Here is a 13,606-nt window from a genome sequence, read left to right on the forward strand (position 1 = left end):
CGTCAGGCCACCGCCAGCAGCGGCACTTCGGGCCGGACGGCCGCACCCGCCCGACGGCCGAGCCAGGCGTCGAGGCGGTCCCAGACCGCCGGGTCGTGCAGACCCTTCGACTCCATCCAGGCGTCGCTGAAGATGGTCTGAAGGTACTTCTCGCCGCCATCGGCGACCGAGACGAGGACGTTGCCGGCGATCCGCCCCTCGGCGACGAGTTCCAGCGCCTTGTAGAGGGCGCCGCCGGTGGAGCCGCCGACCAGCAGCCCGTAGCGCCGGGCGAAGTAGCGCGCCGTCTCGAAGGCCTGCGCGTCGGAGACCCGCAGGCCGAGATCGATGCAGCCGTAATCGAGCACGAGGCCGACCGTGTCGCCCTCGGGCGTACCGGTGCCGGATTGGTAATACGGGTGACCGGGGCCGCCGAACACGATCGAGCCCTCGGGCTCGACGGCGGCGATGAGGGTCCGGGCATCGTGCGCCTTGAGGCCGCGGCCGATCCCCGTCACCGAACCGCCCGTCCCGACGCAGCCGACATAGGCGTCGATCCGGTCCCCGACCTGCGCGACCGCCTCGCGAACGAAGGCGCTGTAGCCGCCGGCATTGGCGGTGTTGTCCGACTGGTTCATGAAGATCGCGCCGGGGATCTCCGCGGCGATCTGCGCCGCGAGGCGCTGCCGCTCGACCACCGCGACCTCGTCCTCGCGGTACGTGCCCGTAACCGTGCGAATTTCCGCGCCCAGCGCCCGCATGACGGCGATCTTGTCCGGCGCGGCGTGGTGATCGACCACCGCAATGAAGCGCAGGCCGAACTCGACGGCCGCGATGGCGAGGCCGATGCCTGTATTTCCGGACGAGGATTCAACCACGACCCCGCCCGGCCGCAGACGCCCGGCCTTTATGGCGGCCAGCACCATGCTGTAGGCCATCCGGTCCTTGGTGCTGCCGCCCGGATTCATCTTCTCCATCTTGAGGAAGAGCCGCGTCGGCCCCGGTGAGACGGGGATCTGCAGGAGCGGCGTGTTGCCGATCAGATCGGAAACCTTGTCGACGATCATGGGGCGACCTCACTTGTCCCGGACGAAGATGAACGCACCGTCGGGGGATGGGCCGGCGACCAGCCGCGCGGGCATGGGATGCCGGTGGAACTCGTTCTCCAGCAGGTCCATCTGGTAGCCGGCCGTATTCGCGTAGATCAGCAGATCCCCGGCCTGCGGCGCGCTGTCGAACGCGAGCAGCCGGTGCGAGACGACGTCGCCGTTGAGGCAGCTGTGGCCGGCGATGGAGGCCCGCAGGGGCGCCGCGTCCGGCCCCCGGGCCGCGGCGGGGAGCAGGATCGGATCGACGAGGAACTCGGACGCGAACCAGGTCTCGCAGGCGCTGAAGCTGCTGCCCTCGACGAAGACGATTGCAGTGCCGTCCCCGATGGGCTTCGTCCGGATCACGCGGAACAGGCTGATCGCGGCCTGATCGACCAGGCTGCGGCCGGGCTCGAGGGCGAGCTGGAGGCCCGCCGACCGGAGATAGCCGGCGACCGTGGTTCCGCGACAGGGCGCCCGCAGCAGGCCGGCGATCCAATCCGAGGCGGTCAGGGCACTCCCGTAGGGATAGAAATCACCCGGAACCCGGCCGGTGCCGTAATGCTCGGGCCCCTGCTCCGCGAGGTAATGGGCATAGGCCTCCGGCGCGACGTAGCGCACCGGCAGTCCGCCGCCGATGTCGATCAGCCGCGCCGGCAAGCCCAGGCCCGCCGCAGCCTCCACCAGAGCGGCGACCTCCGCGATGGCCGCGGCGCGGCTCGCGTAGTCGTAGCCCGAGAGGTGGAGGTGGAACCCCTCGAAGGCGACGCGGGCGCCGGCCCGGCCGACGCGGCGAAGCCCCTCCAGCACCGCATCGGCGGCCATGCCGAACCGGGTGCGGCCAGCCGAGCGCGGACGATAGCGCAGCAGCACACGCGCCCGGCCGGCCGGCCCGAGGAGGGCGACGAGGTCGTCCAGCTCCTCCAGGGAATCCACGGCCACGAGGGCACCCGCCTCGGCGAGTTGCCGGAGGAACAGCGCGGTCTTGGCCGGTCCGGTCGCACAGATGCGCGCAGCGCCTGCCCGCACCGCATCCTCGAATTCGGCGGCGCTGGAGACATCGACCCCGACGCCGGCGGCGACGGCAGCCCTGATCAGGGCCTGGGACTTGTTGGCTTTGGCGCCGTAGAAGATGGCGTGATCGACGCGCGCTGCGGAGAGCGCGCAGCGCATCCGCGCGACGTTGCCCGCGACGGTGTGCGGCCAGACGATGTTGAGGGGCGAGCCGTGCCGAGCCACGAGCGCGTGCAGGCATTCGGGGGTGTCGCGGATCACCCGCTCGATCAGCGGATCGAGGAGCGGAGTCAGCGGTGGCGGCCCCGGCCGCGCGCGCCGCGCCGCCAACGGGGCGCTCAGCGTCACGCTCACAGGTCGACCGCCATCGACAGCAGGTAGGTGCGCGGCGCGCCCTGGAAGAAGGTCCCGAACGTGGCGACACCGGTCCAGTAGTTCGCCCCGGTCACGTTCAGCACGTGCGCGCGGAATGTCGTCCTGTGCGCGCCGATCACCGTCGCGTAGCGCAGGCCGAGATCGAGCCGTGCCCAGTCCGGCAGGGCCTGCGTGTTCGCCAGATCGACGAACTGGCGTCCGGTGTAGAGCACTGCGCCCTCAAGCGTCAGGCCCGGCGATCCCGGCAGATCCCACTCCGCGCCCAGGCTCGCCTGCACCCCCGGCACCCCGATCGGCCGGTGGCCCAGATTGGCGGCCAGGGCCGTCTTCGTGAGCACGCCGTCGAGCAGCGTGATGCCGCCGACCACCCGCACCTGCGGAGTGACCTCGCCGAACAGGCTGAGTTCGAGCCCGCTGACGCGCTGCTCGCCCGTCTGGGCGAAACGGTTCTGCGGCCCGAGCTCGCCGCCGGGCTTCGTGATCCGGAAGGCGCCGAGCGTGGCGCCGAGCCGGCCGAGATCGAGCTTGACGCCGGCCTCGACCTGACGGGCCACGTAGGGCGCCAGGATCTCGCCGGAGTTTCGCGCCACCAGCGGTGCCACGTCGCCGCGACTCAGGCCCTCGGCGTAGTTGCCGTAGAGCGAGACTGCGTCCCAGGGCCGGACCACGAGGCCGGCCACCGGGGTGGTGGCGCTCTTGTCGTAGGACGAGGCCAGGGTGCCGACATTCGACACGTAATTGTCGGCCTCGACGCGCTGGCGGCGCACACCGAGGGTCAACAGGACGTGCTCGTCCAGGGCCGACAGCGTGTCGGCCACCGAGTCCCCCGACAGGGTGCTGTCGGAGAAGCGCGGCCGGCCGGCGCTGTAGATCGGCGCGATGTAGGCGCCACGGGTGGGCGCGTAGAGGTTCGACAGGTAGGCGCCCCGGCCGGGGGAGACCCACCGGTCCGTGTCCTCCGTGTACGCGGAAGCCTGCACCGTGACGGCGTGGTGGATGAACCCGGTCTCGAAGCGCGCCCGCACGCCGCCGTCGGCCGTCAGCCGGTCGACGGCGAGAGCGTAGAATTGCGGTGTGCTGGTCGTGTCGCCGCGCAGGTTGAGAATCGTCGGGGCGGACTGGAAGTAGCGCTCCACCCCCGTCCGTCCGCCGCCGACATCCGCGAACAGCGTGAGCTGGTCGGTGACGTCGTACTCGGTGCGCAGCAGGCCGCCGTGATCGTCGATGTCCGAATACTCCCAGGGCTGGGTCGGGTTCAGGTGGCCGTCGGGTGCCCGCGGCACGGGCACGCCGGCTCTCAGGAGGAACGGACGCAACGGGGCGTTGAAGCGGTCGGTCTGTGCCAGCAGGTAGAGCCAGGCGCGGAACCGGTCGCCCTGGTAGTCGAGGGCCACCGCCCCGACGCCGGTCGTCTCGGTCTGGTGGTCGAAGGGCGTGGCGCCGCCGTGCAGGCTGCCGACCACCCGGGCGCCCCATTCCCGCCCTGGGCCCCAGCGGCGTGCCACGTCGACCTGGCTGCCGCCCCAGGCGGCCGAGCCGTAATCCAGGGTCACGCGGGTCGGGTCCTCGCCGGCGCGCTTGGGGACGATGTTGACCACCCCGCCGACCGCGCCGTTCGGCGAGAGCCCGGTCAATGCCGCCGAGGGGCCCTTCAGGACCTCGATGCGCTCCGCGTAGTCGGTGAAGATGCGGAAGCTCGGCGCGATCCCGTAGAGGCCGTCGAAGGCGACCTCGCCGCTGGTATTCTCGTTGGCCGGAAAGCCACGGACGGAGAAGGAATCGAACGGCGCCCCCGTAGTCTGGGTGGCGCGCACCGAGGGATCGAGGGCGAGGGCCTCGTTGACCGTCCGCGCCTGCCGGTCACGGATGAGGGTATCGGTGTAGCTGGTGATGCTGAAGGGCGCCTTCCGCGCCTCGGTGTCGCCGAGCACGCCCAGCCGTCCGCCCTGCGCGACCTGACCGCCGGCATAGGCCGGTATCGGCCCGCGGCGCGCGGAGACAGCCTCAACCGAGATTTCTTCAAGGGTGACGCCCGACTCAATCGGACGCTCCTCAGCGGACGCCGCGTTCAGGCAGCCAATCAGCGCCACGGATATGATTGCAATCCGCTTCCTGAAAAACGGATTGACGCGTTCGGCTGGCATCGTCGTCATAGAATTATTACAGTATACCGGGCGCAAGTTCGCAGATCGAAGATCATCTGCCGGAAATGTTTCCGTAGATGTCCTGCGGCACGCCTCTCTCATGACTCATATGATTCTGCAAGACTTGTTCGCCAGAAAGATCGTCTTTACAATTGTAATTGTTCAAAGATTGGAGACAAATCTAATAATTTGCCGAAATCGATACGCTCCTCTCGCAGATAACCGCAGGATATGACTTTTGCTATGCTGATATCGTGCAGACATCTTAGGCAATCGGAGAACGATGCTGACGATGGGCCGCAGTTTTCGAGTGCGCCGCTCGTCGTCGGTGCGCTTTTTCAAATCTGCACTTGAAGCCGGGATGATGACGGCGTTGGTACACGGAAGCCGAGGCCCACGGGCGTGACGGTTCGAGGGCGGCGCAGCGTCCTCTCCGCATGCTGACCGACGGCACGCCCCCTCGCGGAACGACTGCGCTAGCTCGCACGCAAGAGCTTGCTGGTGCGCCGCGCGACGTCCCGAGAGCCGCCGTTACGCCACTGACCGTTTGAGGATTGCAGTTGGACCTCCGCCTCTGATCCGAACGCGGCCATTGCCACTTGCGACCCGCATCCGCCGCTCGGCTTGCCTTCGGCGTTTCTCGGAGGCGGCCCTTCGCCAGCCGTCCGGCAACTCTGGCTCCGGGTGGATCGGGCTGAATTACCCAAGTGGTTCAGCGAACGTTGCGCGACAACTCACGTCCGAGCGAAGCGAAGGTCGAAGCAGATGACGGCACCTCGGCAAGTCGAACAGGGAGCTCTGTTCTACGCTTCGCCGAGCAGCCCCTCTGTCGGTGCCGCGTTCCTGATGTGGATGCTGACCATCGGCCAGGGCCGCTTTTAGTCCCGACGCGCTCATGCAGGTGCCGCATGTCTGGCGTGAGGCATGTGGTATACCAACACTCTGTGTGCGGTGCGATATCGCTTATTACGCACCGCACAACAGGACGCCGCCGATGACCCTTCTCACCGCCCTCGCCCTTCTGCCGTTCGCCGCCATCGCCAACTTTGCGGTCGCGGTGGCACTGGCTCATCACTTCGACGCCGACAGGCCCGCCGCAGGCTTCACCGGCGCGGTCCTGACCCTGGCCTGAGCCATGCCGGGGCCGTCTCACGCGGCCCGCCAGCCTCAAGCGTCGGCTGGAGGCGTATCCTTGACCGTCCGGATCATGGCGCGTTCCGCGCCTCGATCCGGAAACGCCCGCCCCATCCAAACGCGGGCCATCCCGAGTTTCGTCCATCGGCGCGTGCGTGCAATTCGGCCATCGGTGGCATTGGGCTGAGTCGCCGTCGAACGCGAACAGGCCGACTCCTCTCGTGCTGCGCCGCTCATTCAGCAAGCACGAAGGCGAGGCCGAGGATCGCCACCAGCAGCGCTCCGCCCGCGAGTTCCTCCCGCGGCTCCTCAGCGAAACGCGGCGACCGGCTTGCACTGGCAACACCTGCCCCGACGAGTCCGAGGATCAGGAAGCCGAGGCCAAGCAGATCGGTGATCTGAACGGACGGTAGCATAGGTCGGTCCTCCGCCAGAGGTGACGCTCATTCCTCCGGCCAAGCCCAATGCGCTTCGACATGTGCGATCAGCCCAAGCGCATGGTCGCGGACGAGGATTGCAGCCTGATCCGCGTCGCGGGCCTGCAGCGCGGCGATGATGCCGGCATGCTCGCGCATCGAGTCTTCGATCCTCCCAGGCCGATGGAGGAAGGTCGATCGAAGCGCCCGTATGTGGATGAACAGGTTGGCCGTCATCTCGACCATCAACCCACAGCCGCCGAGACGGATGATCGTCTGGTGGAAGTCGAGGTCGGCCTCTTCATAAGCGTTCAGCCGATCCGGCAATGTCGACCGATCGAAGTCTTGGAAGGCTTTGCCGAGCTCGCGAATATCGGCATCCCTGGCGTGCCTTGCGGCGGCGTGAGCTGCCAAGCCCTCGAGCGCGGCCCAGACCGTGATCATCTCGACGATCTCGCGCTTGGTCTTGCGCGTCACGAAGAGGCCGCGCCGCGGCACCGTGCAGACAAAGCCCTCCCGCTCCAGAAGCGTCAGGGCTTCTCTGACGGGCGTGCGGCTGATGCCGAGATCCTGCGCGATCTGGTGTTCGTGCAGCCGGATCTGGGCCGATCCGTCATAGAGATCCATCGCCAGGATCGATCGCTTGATGCTGTCGTAGGCCTGCTCACGCAGGCTCGCAGTCTGTCCGATCGAGGCGAGACCCAGAGAGGTCTCAGGAGGCTGCAGCACAGTCGGCTCCGGGAACGCGAGAATCGATCTTGGTGCCAAGTCCAGAGAGTGCGTCGGAGCGATGCGTCAGCGAAGCTGTGTCTCGCTCGATCGGCGGCGTACGCCCGAAGTCTCAAAGTCGTCTCGGGCGATCAGGCGTATCGATGAACTGACGCTATGGGTGCCGACGACGCGCGACCCGGCCCTTCATCTCTGCCCCGGCTCTGGAATTCCGGAGCCGGGGCATCGCGGGTCTGGCTCGGCCGCGGGGTGGCCGAGCCCGTCGCTCAGGCGTGCGCCAGCTTCAGCGCCGGAGCCGCCGCGTCGTTGTTCGCCGCGTGGTGCTGCTTGAGCATCGGCCGCAGCACCGCGATCGCCAGGACGGCGGCGATCAGGTCCATGGTCGCCACCGTGTAGAGGACCGTCGCCCAGGTCCCAGTCGCCTGCATGATCAGGTTGCCGACCGGCACGAACAGCGCCGCGAAGCCCTTGGCGCAGTAGAGCACGCCGTAGATCTTGCCGATGTGCTTCGAGCCGAAGGTGTCGGCGGCGGTGGCGCTGAACAGCGAGTAGACCTCGCCCCAGGCCAGGAACACCACGCCGGACAGGATCACGAAGGCCCACGGATTCGAGCCGAAATAGCCCAGGGCCACGATGCCGATACCCTCCATCGCGAACGCGATGAACATCGTCTTCTCCCGCCCGATCCGGTCCGAGACGAACCCGAAGAGCGGGCGCGAGATGCCGTTCATGATCCGGTCGAGCATCAGCGCGAAGGGCAGCGCCGCCATGGCGAAGAAGTACAGGTTGACCTGGAAGTTCTTCACCCCGAGATCCTGCGCGATCACGCCGAGCTGGGCCACCGCCATCAGGCCGCCCGTCACCGTGCAGGTGAACATCAGCAGCATCACGTAGAAGACGGGGGTGCGCAGCGCCTCGCGCAGCGTGTAGTCGCGCCGCGACTGCAGGACCTTGGTGGAGAACGGTACCTGCTCTTTGCGCGGCGCGCGCATGGCGATGGCGGCGGCGATGATGATCGCGCCCTGGATCAGGCCGAAGACGAAGAAGGCCTGGGCGTAGTTGCCGCCATCGATCATCTTGGCGATCGGCAGGATGGTGAGCGCCGAGCCGGCGCCGTAGCCGCCCGCCGTGAGGCCGACCGCCAGGCCGCGCTTGTCCGGGAACCACTTGAGCGCGTTGTTGACGCAGGTGGCGTAGACGCAACCGACGCCGATGCCGCCGGCCACCGAGCCGAGATAGAAGCCGCTCAAGCTGGTGGCGTAGGAGTTGATGACCCAGGCCAGGCCCGTCATCAGACCGCCGAACATGACGACGCGGCTCGGGCCGTACTTGTCGATGAAATAGCCCTCGATCGGGGTCAGCCAGGTCTGGACGACGACGAAGATCGTGAAGGCGACCTGGATCGCGGCGCGGTCCCAACCGAAGGTCTTCTGGATCTCGGGTACGAACAGCGTCCAGGCGTACTGGATGTTCGCCGCTGCAACCATGCAGATCACGCCGAGCACGATCTGCAGCCATCGATTTGTACTGGGTATTGCCGTAGCCGGCGTGGCATCTGGCATGGCCATGAGCTTCCTCCCTCAACCCTGCGCTGACATTCGGCGACGTGCTATAGACTTGGCGTGCACGCCGCCGCATTGCCGGCCCTCGCCGAAACCGTTTGTCAGGTTTCGATATTGGCATGGCGGCATGCATTATTCTGTGTGCCAGAGCCGATTGGCAAGCAAAATAATTCATATTTTGTGGTCACGGGAGCGGGATTATAAGTCAGCGCTGCGCGTACAACTTGATTGCGCTGTCGGCTGCGCATCGATCCTGGATTGCGCCGGGCTTCATAGCCTGTTGACAGTTTTGCGGACACGCATCTTCGGTGTGCTGGTGAAGCCGGAGATGCTTCATGCAGTGTCTGCTAGATTCCGGCTTCCAAGGGTGCGGTCGGCTCGAATAGCTGGCGACGGACCGTACTGATTCGGCAGATCAGCCCTGACTGGAAGCATTGGAGCTGAAGCGTGGGCAAAGGCCGACCACGGAGCGGGTCGTGCTTGTGCTGCGCCCGATCGAGGCCCGGGGGCGGCGCCGTGAACCGTCGCGAACCCACCCATACCGGCCTTTCCGCTTCCTGAAGCGGCGTTCGTATGTCCTCCGGCAGCCTCGCTGCGGGGCGAGAAGCGGACCTCGAGAAGCGGACCTGCGGCCGAACCGTTCTGCAGACGCGACCGTTCCGAGCGCCGAGAATGACGCCGCCCCCCGACATGGAAGTGTTCTGGTTCTGGATCGAATCCTGGGGCTGACTGCGAACGCGATCAGTTGATCAGACAGAAGCCGGCGTCCTCGTGCTCCACACCGCCAACGCGCTTGCCAGCCTCGCAGGGCGGGGCGATCGCGCGGACCTCACGGATGCGCGGCGACGCGGGCTCTGAGGTCACCGCAGAAGGCTCTATCCGCGCCGTCAGGCCGGCGCCGGCGGTCGCATCGCCGGAGGTTGCGAGCGGCACCGTGGTCGCGGCGGCTGCAACGGCGGCCTGGCCCGGCGTGATCGTGATGACGGGCCGGTAGCCGATCCGTCCGGCGGAGCCAGTCTGAGCTGCGGCAGCATTGGGGGCCGGCATGACGGGCCGCTGGGGCGCCACCGTACGCCCGAACGACAGGCGCATCCGTGCGCGCGCCTCGGCCGCGTTGATGCTCCCCACCAGGGCCAGAAATGCCACGCCCACCGCCACCCACGTCCGCATAGCCTACCTCCATCGCATCCGGACAGGATGCGCGGGAGGCCCTTCAAAAGTGCTGTGCTGATCACTTGATTTCGACGAATTGGCTTCCGGGCGAGCCGGCCAGCAAGGTCCGCTCCGATGCGTTCACCGCTCGGACGCGGACCGACGGAAATTCACCCTGAGCGATCAGTCTGGTTGCGCCCCCTGGCAACCGCCCGGATCGCCTTCGATGCCCCCCTGGAAGCGGCCATTCGCCGGCCGTCCAGCAACATCCGCTCGCGTGGAGAGCGGATCCTGGCCCTTCTCTCGGATGCGGACGCGGCGCATCTGCCCGATACGAACCCGGCTTATCGCTGACGATCTGATCCATCAGGCACAATCGCCTGCAGCTCAGAAAACACCCATCGCGGGATCAATACCCCGATGATCTGGCCATCTGCTGCCGCGAAGCGGACCGCGACGGTATCGCCCCCGTCGATGAATTCGGCACCGACAAGTTCGCGAACAGCGACAGCCGTCGCGACCGGCCTGTCCTCAGACATAAGTGGCTTCCCCCGTGACGGCCTGATAGCATGTACAGCAAGTACCATACCTCACGAATTCGTGAGGCATGCGACGATGACGGGAGAGCCTCAAGGCGTCAGGCGGCCGCTGCCGGGGGAAGCTTTTGGGGGGTGCATGTCGGACACCTGGATCCGAGACTTGCTTCAGCAGAATGCAGAGATCGTGGCGGCCGATGAGGAAGTAACCGCTCTGCTGCATCGTCTTCGCGAATTGCACCGCGCGGGACAGGACAAATCGGCGGCCGCGGGGCAGTTGGTGACGAAGTTAAAACGACTCCTGCGGCTGCGCGACCAACGGGACCGCGACCTTCAGAAGGGGGCCGACACATCGTGATGTCGTTCCCGGCCGGCGCAGCGGCTGACCATCCGCGTGAGCGGAGCAATCCAGGGCGGCGGGAATCGGCGAGCGCGGCGCGGCCGCCGGGCCGCGCTCCGCTTCCGAAGAGGACGGGAAACCGTCGTGGCCGCACCGGCCGCGTGCGCTAGATCGGCCTCTGACGCTCGGCCGAGACCACGATCGCCGCCGCGAGACCGGCGGCTGCCAGGTCCTCGACCAGCCCGCTGGCCCGGCCCGGCGCTGTGCGCGAATCCGACCCCCGAGCCGCGCGGCCGAGTAGCGTCCCGGCGACCGCCCCTGCGAGACCGGCCAGAGCCCCGTAGCCGGGGTGCGCGTGCCGCCCGGTCAGGGCCCAGCCGCCCGCCGCGCCGATGGCCAGCCGGATCGCGAACGACGGCGGGATGCGCCGGTCAGGCGCGAACGGCATCTTGTCCCCCGCCATCTCGGCCAGCGCCGCCGTCGTGGCGAGCGCCCGCGCCCCGGCACCGGCCGGAATGAAGGCGCCGCGCGTCCGGCCGTCCGCGGCGGCCCAGGTCAGGGCGGCACAGGCCGACATGCTGCGCATCCCGGCCACGAGCCCGAGGCCGAACGCCGTTCCGTATCCCTGCATGGCGCCCGCCTCTCGCCCTTCGACCTACGCTGAGGGCAAGACGGCAGGCGGCCCTCATGTTCCGGCCGGGGCGGCCCGAGGCAGCGTCGATGGCCAAGCTTGCCCTGTTGCGGCCCGACGCGTTCGGCTAGCATGGCCGCATGACTCGACGTGCCGTCTCGCGTCCGCTCCGCCATGCCGCCGGCCTCTGCCTCGGCCTCTGCCTGTTTCAGGCGTCGCCGGCCGCGGCCCAGGCGCTCCTGTGGCCCTCGATCGGCTTCGCGCCGCTGCCCTCCTTCGCGTGGCCCCAGACGGCCGAGGACGCGTATGGCCGCTGGACCGGCTCCTACGCCCGCCTGTCGACCGGGTACGCGGTGACCTCCTCCCGGCACTTCGGCAGCTATTCGGGCCCTACGATCGGCTTCGAGGGCGGCCGGATGTGGCAGGCGGGCCCGATCCTCTACGGGATCAGCGGCGGGTTCGACTATCTGGCCGGGCTCGACGGCACCCTGACGCCGGGCTACGGGCGCCTCGCCTATGCGCGCGACTTCGCCGGTGCCCTGGAGGTGAAGGTCGGGACGCTCCTGACCCCGGACGTGCTGCTCTACGCCAAGGGCGGCGCCGTGGCGCTCCACGAGACCCTGCGGGTCGGCCCGACGCCGTCGACGCTGCCGTTCACCCGCCAGGACATCGCGGTGCGGCCGGTGGCGGGCGTCGGCGTCGAGTGGGCGGTTACGGACCGCCTCTCCCTGGCGGTCGAGGCCGGGGTGGTGGGCGCCGGCATCCGCTGAGGCGCCGGACGGCTGGTCATCCCCCGCGCGCGCGGGCCCGCGGAGGCGTCGTGCGGCGCGCCGGCCGCGGGGCGCCCGGACCTGAGCCCGGATCCGGTGCGAGGGCCGTGAGCGGTGCGAGATCGCGCCAGCCATAGGCGACTTCCGTGAACCGGCCCTGGACGCGCAGACCCGCATCCCCGTCGAGCAGCGTGCCGCCACAGCCCTCGAAGAAGCGCCGGCCGGCCGCATTCTCGCGCAGCACCCAGAGCCCGGCGGCGCGGTACTCCGCCCGCTGCAGACGCGTCGCCATTCGGGCCATGAGCGCCCGCCCCGCCCCCCGCCCCTGTGCGGCGCGCAGGACGTAGAGGCTGCTGATCTCCCCGTCGAAGCCCGCCGCCGCCAGAACGTCCGAGCGCTGAGCGTTGCAGGTGCCGAATCCGACGGGCGTCCCGTCAAGCGCGGCCAGGTACGCCGCGCCGCCGCGCGTCGCCGGCGGATTGCTCAGAAGCTGCGCCCACCAGGCCTGCCGCACCTCGACCGTGAGGGCGGAGATCATCGTGTCGGGCAGGAGGCCGGTATAGGTCTCGTGCCAGGCGGTCACGTGGATCGCGGCGATCGCGGGCGCATCCTCAGGCCCGGCGCGCCGCACGGTCACGGCGCCCGCCTTCGGGATCCTGGCCGCCACGGCGTGCGGGTCCGGGCGCCCGTTCTACTTCGGCGCGAAGGCCCAGTAGTCGAGGTCGAGGATCACGGCCGGGTCATAGCCCTCGCCCGCGCGGTCCGGGAAGGCGCCGCAGGGCTGGTTCTTGGTGGCGACCGTGCGCAGGCGCAGGAGCCCGACATCGTCGCGGCCGACATCGGCCGAATCCAGCACCTCGCTCCAGGCATAGACCGTGTCGCCGGCGAAGAGCGGCGCCACGTGGCGGCCGGCATTGATGCCGGCGATCGCGAACACGTTGGCAAGCCCGTTGAAGCTGAGCGCCCGGGCCAGCGAGATCACGTGGCCGCCGTAGATCAGCCGCCGGCCGAACCGGGTGTCCTTGGCGGCGAGGCCGTCGAAATGGACCTTGGCGGTGTTCTGGAACAGGCGCGTGGCGATCTGGTGCTCGGCCTCCTCGACGGTCATGCCGTCGACGTGGTCGATCTTCTCGCCCACCGCGTAATCCGCGAAGCGGTGCGGGCTGCCGGCCAGATCCGTATCGTAGGCGGCGGCCGAGAGCGTCGGCAGGGCGCCCGCGAGATCCCGCGGGTCGACCACCTTGGCAAGACTCGGCACGTGCTCCTCGGCGATCGCGGCCTCGGGGTCGCGCTTGCGCACGAGGACCCAGCGGCAATAGCTCAGCACGGTCTCGCCGTGCTCGTCGGAGCCGACCGAGCGCACGTAGACCACGCCGGTCTGGCGGTTCGAACTCTCCTTGAGGCCGATCACCTCGGAGACGGTCGACAGGGTCTCGCCCGGATAGACCGGCCGCCGGAACCCGCCCTCGGCGTAGCCGAGATTGGCGAGCGCGTTGAGGGAGACGTCCGGCACGGTCTTGCCGAACACCATGTGGAAGGTGAGCAGGTCGTCGAGCGGGCTCTTCGGGTAGCCGAAGGCGCGCGCGAAGGCGTCCGAGGACTGCACGGCGAAGCGCGGCCCGTAGAGGCCCGTGTAGAGCGCCACGTCCCCCACCGTCACGGTGCGCGGGGTGGCGTGGCGGATGGTCTCGCCGAGGCGGAAATCCTCGAAGAAGCGGCCGGGATTCGTCTTCACG

Annotated in this window: 14 protein-coding genes; 3 read left to right on the forward strand and 11 right to left on the reverse strand. The window is 68.6% G+C overall.

The window, feature by feature from the left end; all coding sequences use genetic code 11:
• Positions 1–2 precede the first annotated feature (2 nt).
• Genes AC3WSN_RS21165 through AC3WSN_RS21175 form a run of 3 tightly spaced genes read right to left on the reverse strand, consistent with a single transcriptional unit; the run spans position 3 to position 4,609 of the window.
• Positions 3–1,046, reverse strand: coding sequence for a PLP-dependent cysteine synthase family protein (locus tag AC3WSN_RS21165; protein WP_492540570.1), 1,044 nt, complete (start codon positions 1,044–1,046; stop codon positions 3–5).
• A 9-nt stretch (positions 1,047–1,055) separates the two neighbouring features.
• The gene (locus AC3WSN_RS21170) at positions 1,056–2,429 is read right to left on the reverse strand and encodes a type III PLP-dependent enzyme domain-containing protein (RefSeq protein ID WP_492540572.1); all 1,374 of its coding nucleotides are present in this window, start codon (positions 2,427–2,429) and stop codon (positions 1,056–1,058) included.
• 2 nt (positions 2,430–2,431) lie between these two features.
• The gene (locus AC3WSN_RS21175) at positions 2,432–4,609 is read right to left on the reverse strand and encodes a TonB-dependent receptor (RefSeq protein WP_492540574.1); all 2,178 of its coding nucleotides are present in this window, start codon (positions 4,607–4,609) and stop codon (positions 2,432–2,434) included.
• A gap of 985 nt (positions 4,610–5,594) precedes the next feature.
• Between AC3WSN_RS21175 and AC3WSN_RS21180 the strand changes: the two genes are divergently transcribed.
• The gene (locus AC3WSN_RS21180; RefSeq protein ID WP_492540576.1) at positions 5,595–5,732 is read left to right on the forward strand and encodes a hypothetical protein; all 138 of its coding nucleotides are present in this window, start codon (positions 5,595–5,597) and stop codon (positions 5,730–5,732) included.
• Between the two features lie 235 nt (positions 5,733–5,967).
• Here AC3WSN_RS21180 and AC3WSN_RS21185 read toward each other — a convergent pair whose 3' ends face one another.
• From AC3WSN_RS21185 to AC3WSN_RS21205, 5 genes are all read right to left on the reverse strand, one after another.
• Positions 5,968–6,150, reverse strand: a complete 183-nt coding sequence (locus AC3WSN_RS21185; protein WP_192710728.1) for a hypothetical protein — start codon at positions 6,148–6,150, stop codon at positions 5,968–5,970.
• 27 nt (positions 6,151–6,177) lie between these two features.
• On the reverse strand, positions 6,178–6,879 hold the full coding sequence (locus AC3WSN_RS21190; RefSeq protein WP_492540578.1) for a GntR family transcriptional regulator: 702 nt from the start codon (positions 6,877–6,879) through the stop codon (positions 6,178–6,180).
• Between the two features lie 266 nt (positions 6,880–7,145).
• The gene (gene oxlT, locus AC3WSN_RS21195) at positions 7,146–8,447 is read right to left on the reverse strand and encodes an oxalate/formate MFS antiporter (protein ID WP_492540580.1); all 1,302 of its coding nucleotides are present in this window, start codon (positions 8,445–8,447) and stop codon (positions 7,146–7,148) included.
• A gap of 735 nt (positions 8,448–9,182) precedes the next feature.
• A complete protein-coding gene (locus tag AC3WSN_RS21200; RefSeq protein ID WP_492540582.1) occupies positions 9,183–9,611 on the reverse strand; it encodes a hypothetical protein in 429 nt (142 codons plus the stop codon).
• 326 nt (positions 9,612–9,937) lie between these two features.
• On the reverse strand, positions 9,938–10,132 hold the full coding sequence (locus AC3WSN_RS21205; protein ID WP_192710724.1) for a hypothetical protein: 195 nt from the start codon (positions 10,130–10,132) through the stop codon (positions 9,938–9,940).
• Positions 10,133–10,268: 136 nt separating this feature from the next.
• Here AC3WSN_RS21205 and AC3WSN_RS21210 point away from each other — a divergent pair, with 136 nt between their 5' ends.
• Positions 10,269–10,487 (forward strand): hypothetical protein, encoded by a 219-nt coding sequence (locus AC3WSN_RS21210; protein ID WP_192710723.1) that lies wholly within the window; start codon positions 10,269–10,271, stop codon positions 10,485–10,487.
• 148 nt (positions 10,488–10,635) lie between these two features.
• Here the strand turns inward: AC3WSN_RS21210 and AC3WSN_RS21215 are convergent, their stop codons facing one another.
• Positions 10,636–11,100, reverse strand: coding sequence for a hypothetical protein (locus AC3WSN_RS21215; RefSeq protein ID WP_492540584.1), 465 nt, complete (start codon positions 11,098–11,100; stop codon positions 10,636–10,638).
• Positions 11,101–11,240: 140 nt separating this feature from the next.
• Between AC3WSN_RS21215 and AC3WSN_RS21220 the strand changes: the two genes are divergently transcribed.
• Positions 11,241–11,870 carry an outer membrane protein gene (locus AC3WSN_RS21220; protein ID WP_492540586.1) on the forward strand — a complete coding sequence of 210 codons (630 nt, stop codon included), beginning with the start codon at positions 11,241–11,243 and terminating at the stop codon, positions 11,868–11,870.
• Positions 11,871–11,886: 16 nt separating this feature from the next.
• On the opposite strand, the gene AC3WSN_RS21225 is transcribed toward AC3WSN_RS21220, so the two are convergent.
• Positions 11,887–12,537 (reverse strand): GNAT family N-acetyltransferase, encoded by a 651-nt coding sequence (locus AC3WSN_RS21225; RefSeq protein ID WP_492540588.1) that lies wholly within the window; start codon positions 12,535–12,537, stop codon positions 11,887–11,889.
• 24 nt (positions 12,538–12,561) lie between these two features.
• On the reverse strand, positions 12,562–13,605 hold the full coding sequence (locus AC3WSN_RS21230; RefSeq protein WP_492540590.1) for a MaoC family dehydratase: 1,044 nt from the start codon (positions 13,603–13,605) through the stop codon (positions 12,562–12,564).
• Position 13,606: the final 1 nt, after the last annotated feature.

The sequence above is a fragment of the Methylobacterium sp. FW102-HT35C08 genome, assembly GCF_058790235.1.

Coding starts and splice junctions, on each gene's coding strand:
- AC3WSN_RS21165 (WP_492540570.1), bottom strand. CDS start 1,046: ATGATCGTCGACAAGGTTTCCGATCTGATCGGCAACACGCCGCTCCTG.
- AC3WSN_RS21175 (WP_492540574.1), bottom strand. CDS start 4,609: ATGACGACGATGCCAGCCGAACGCGTCAATCCGTTTTTCAGGAAGCGG.
- AC3WSN_RS21180 (WP_492540576.1), top strand. CDS start 5,595: ATGACCCTTCTCACCGCCCTCGCCCTTCTGCCGTTCGCCGCCATCGCC.
- AC3WSN_RS21185 (WP_192710728.1), bottom strand. CDS start 6,150: ATGCTACCGTCCGTTCAGATCACCGATCTGCTTGGCCTCGGCTTCCTG.
- oxlT (WP_492540580.1), bottom strand. CDS start 8,447: ATGGCCATGCCAGATGCCACGCCGGCTACGGCAATACCCAGTACAAAT.
- AC3WSN_RS21200 (WP_492540582.1), bottom strand. CDS start 9,611: ATGCGGACGTGGGTGGCGGTGGGCGTGGCATTTCTGGCCCTGGTGGGG.
- AC3WSN_RS21205 (WP_192710724.1), bottom strand. CDS start 10,132: ATGTCTGAGGACAGGCCGGTCGCGACGGCTGTCGCTGTTCGCGAACTT.
- AC3WSN_RS21210 (WP_192710723.1), top strand. CDS start 10,269: ATGTCGGACACCTGGATCCGAGACTTGCTTCAGCAGAATGCAGAGATC.
- AC3WSN_RS21215 (WP_492540584.1), bottom strand. CDS start 11,100: ATGCAGGGATACGGAACGGCGTTCGGCCTCGGGCTCGTGGCCGGGATG.
- AC3WSN_RS21220 (WP_492540586.1), top strand. CDS start 11,241: ATGACTCGACGTGCCGTCTCGCGTCCGCTCCGCCATGCCGCCGGCCTC.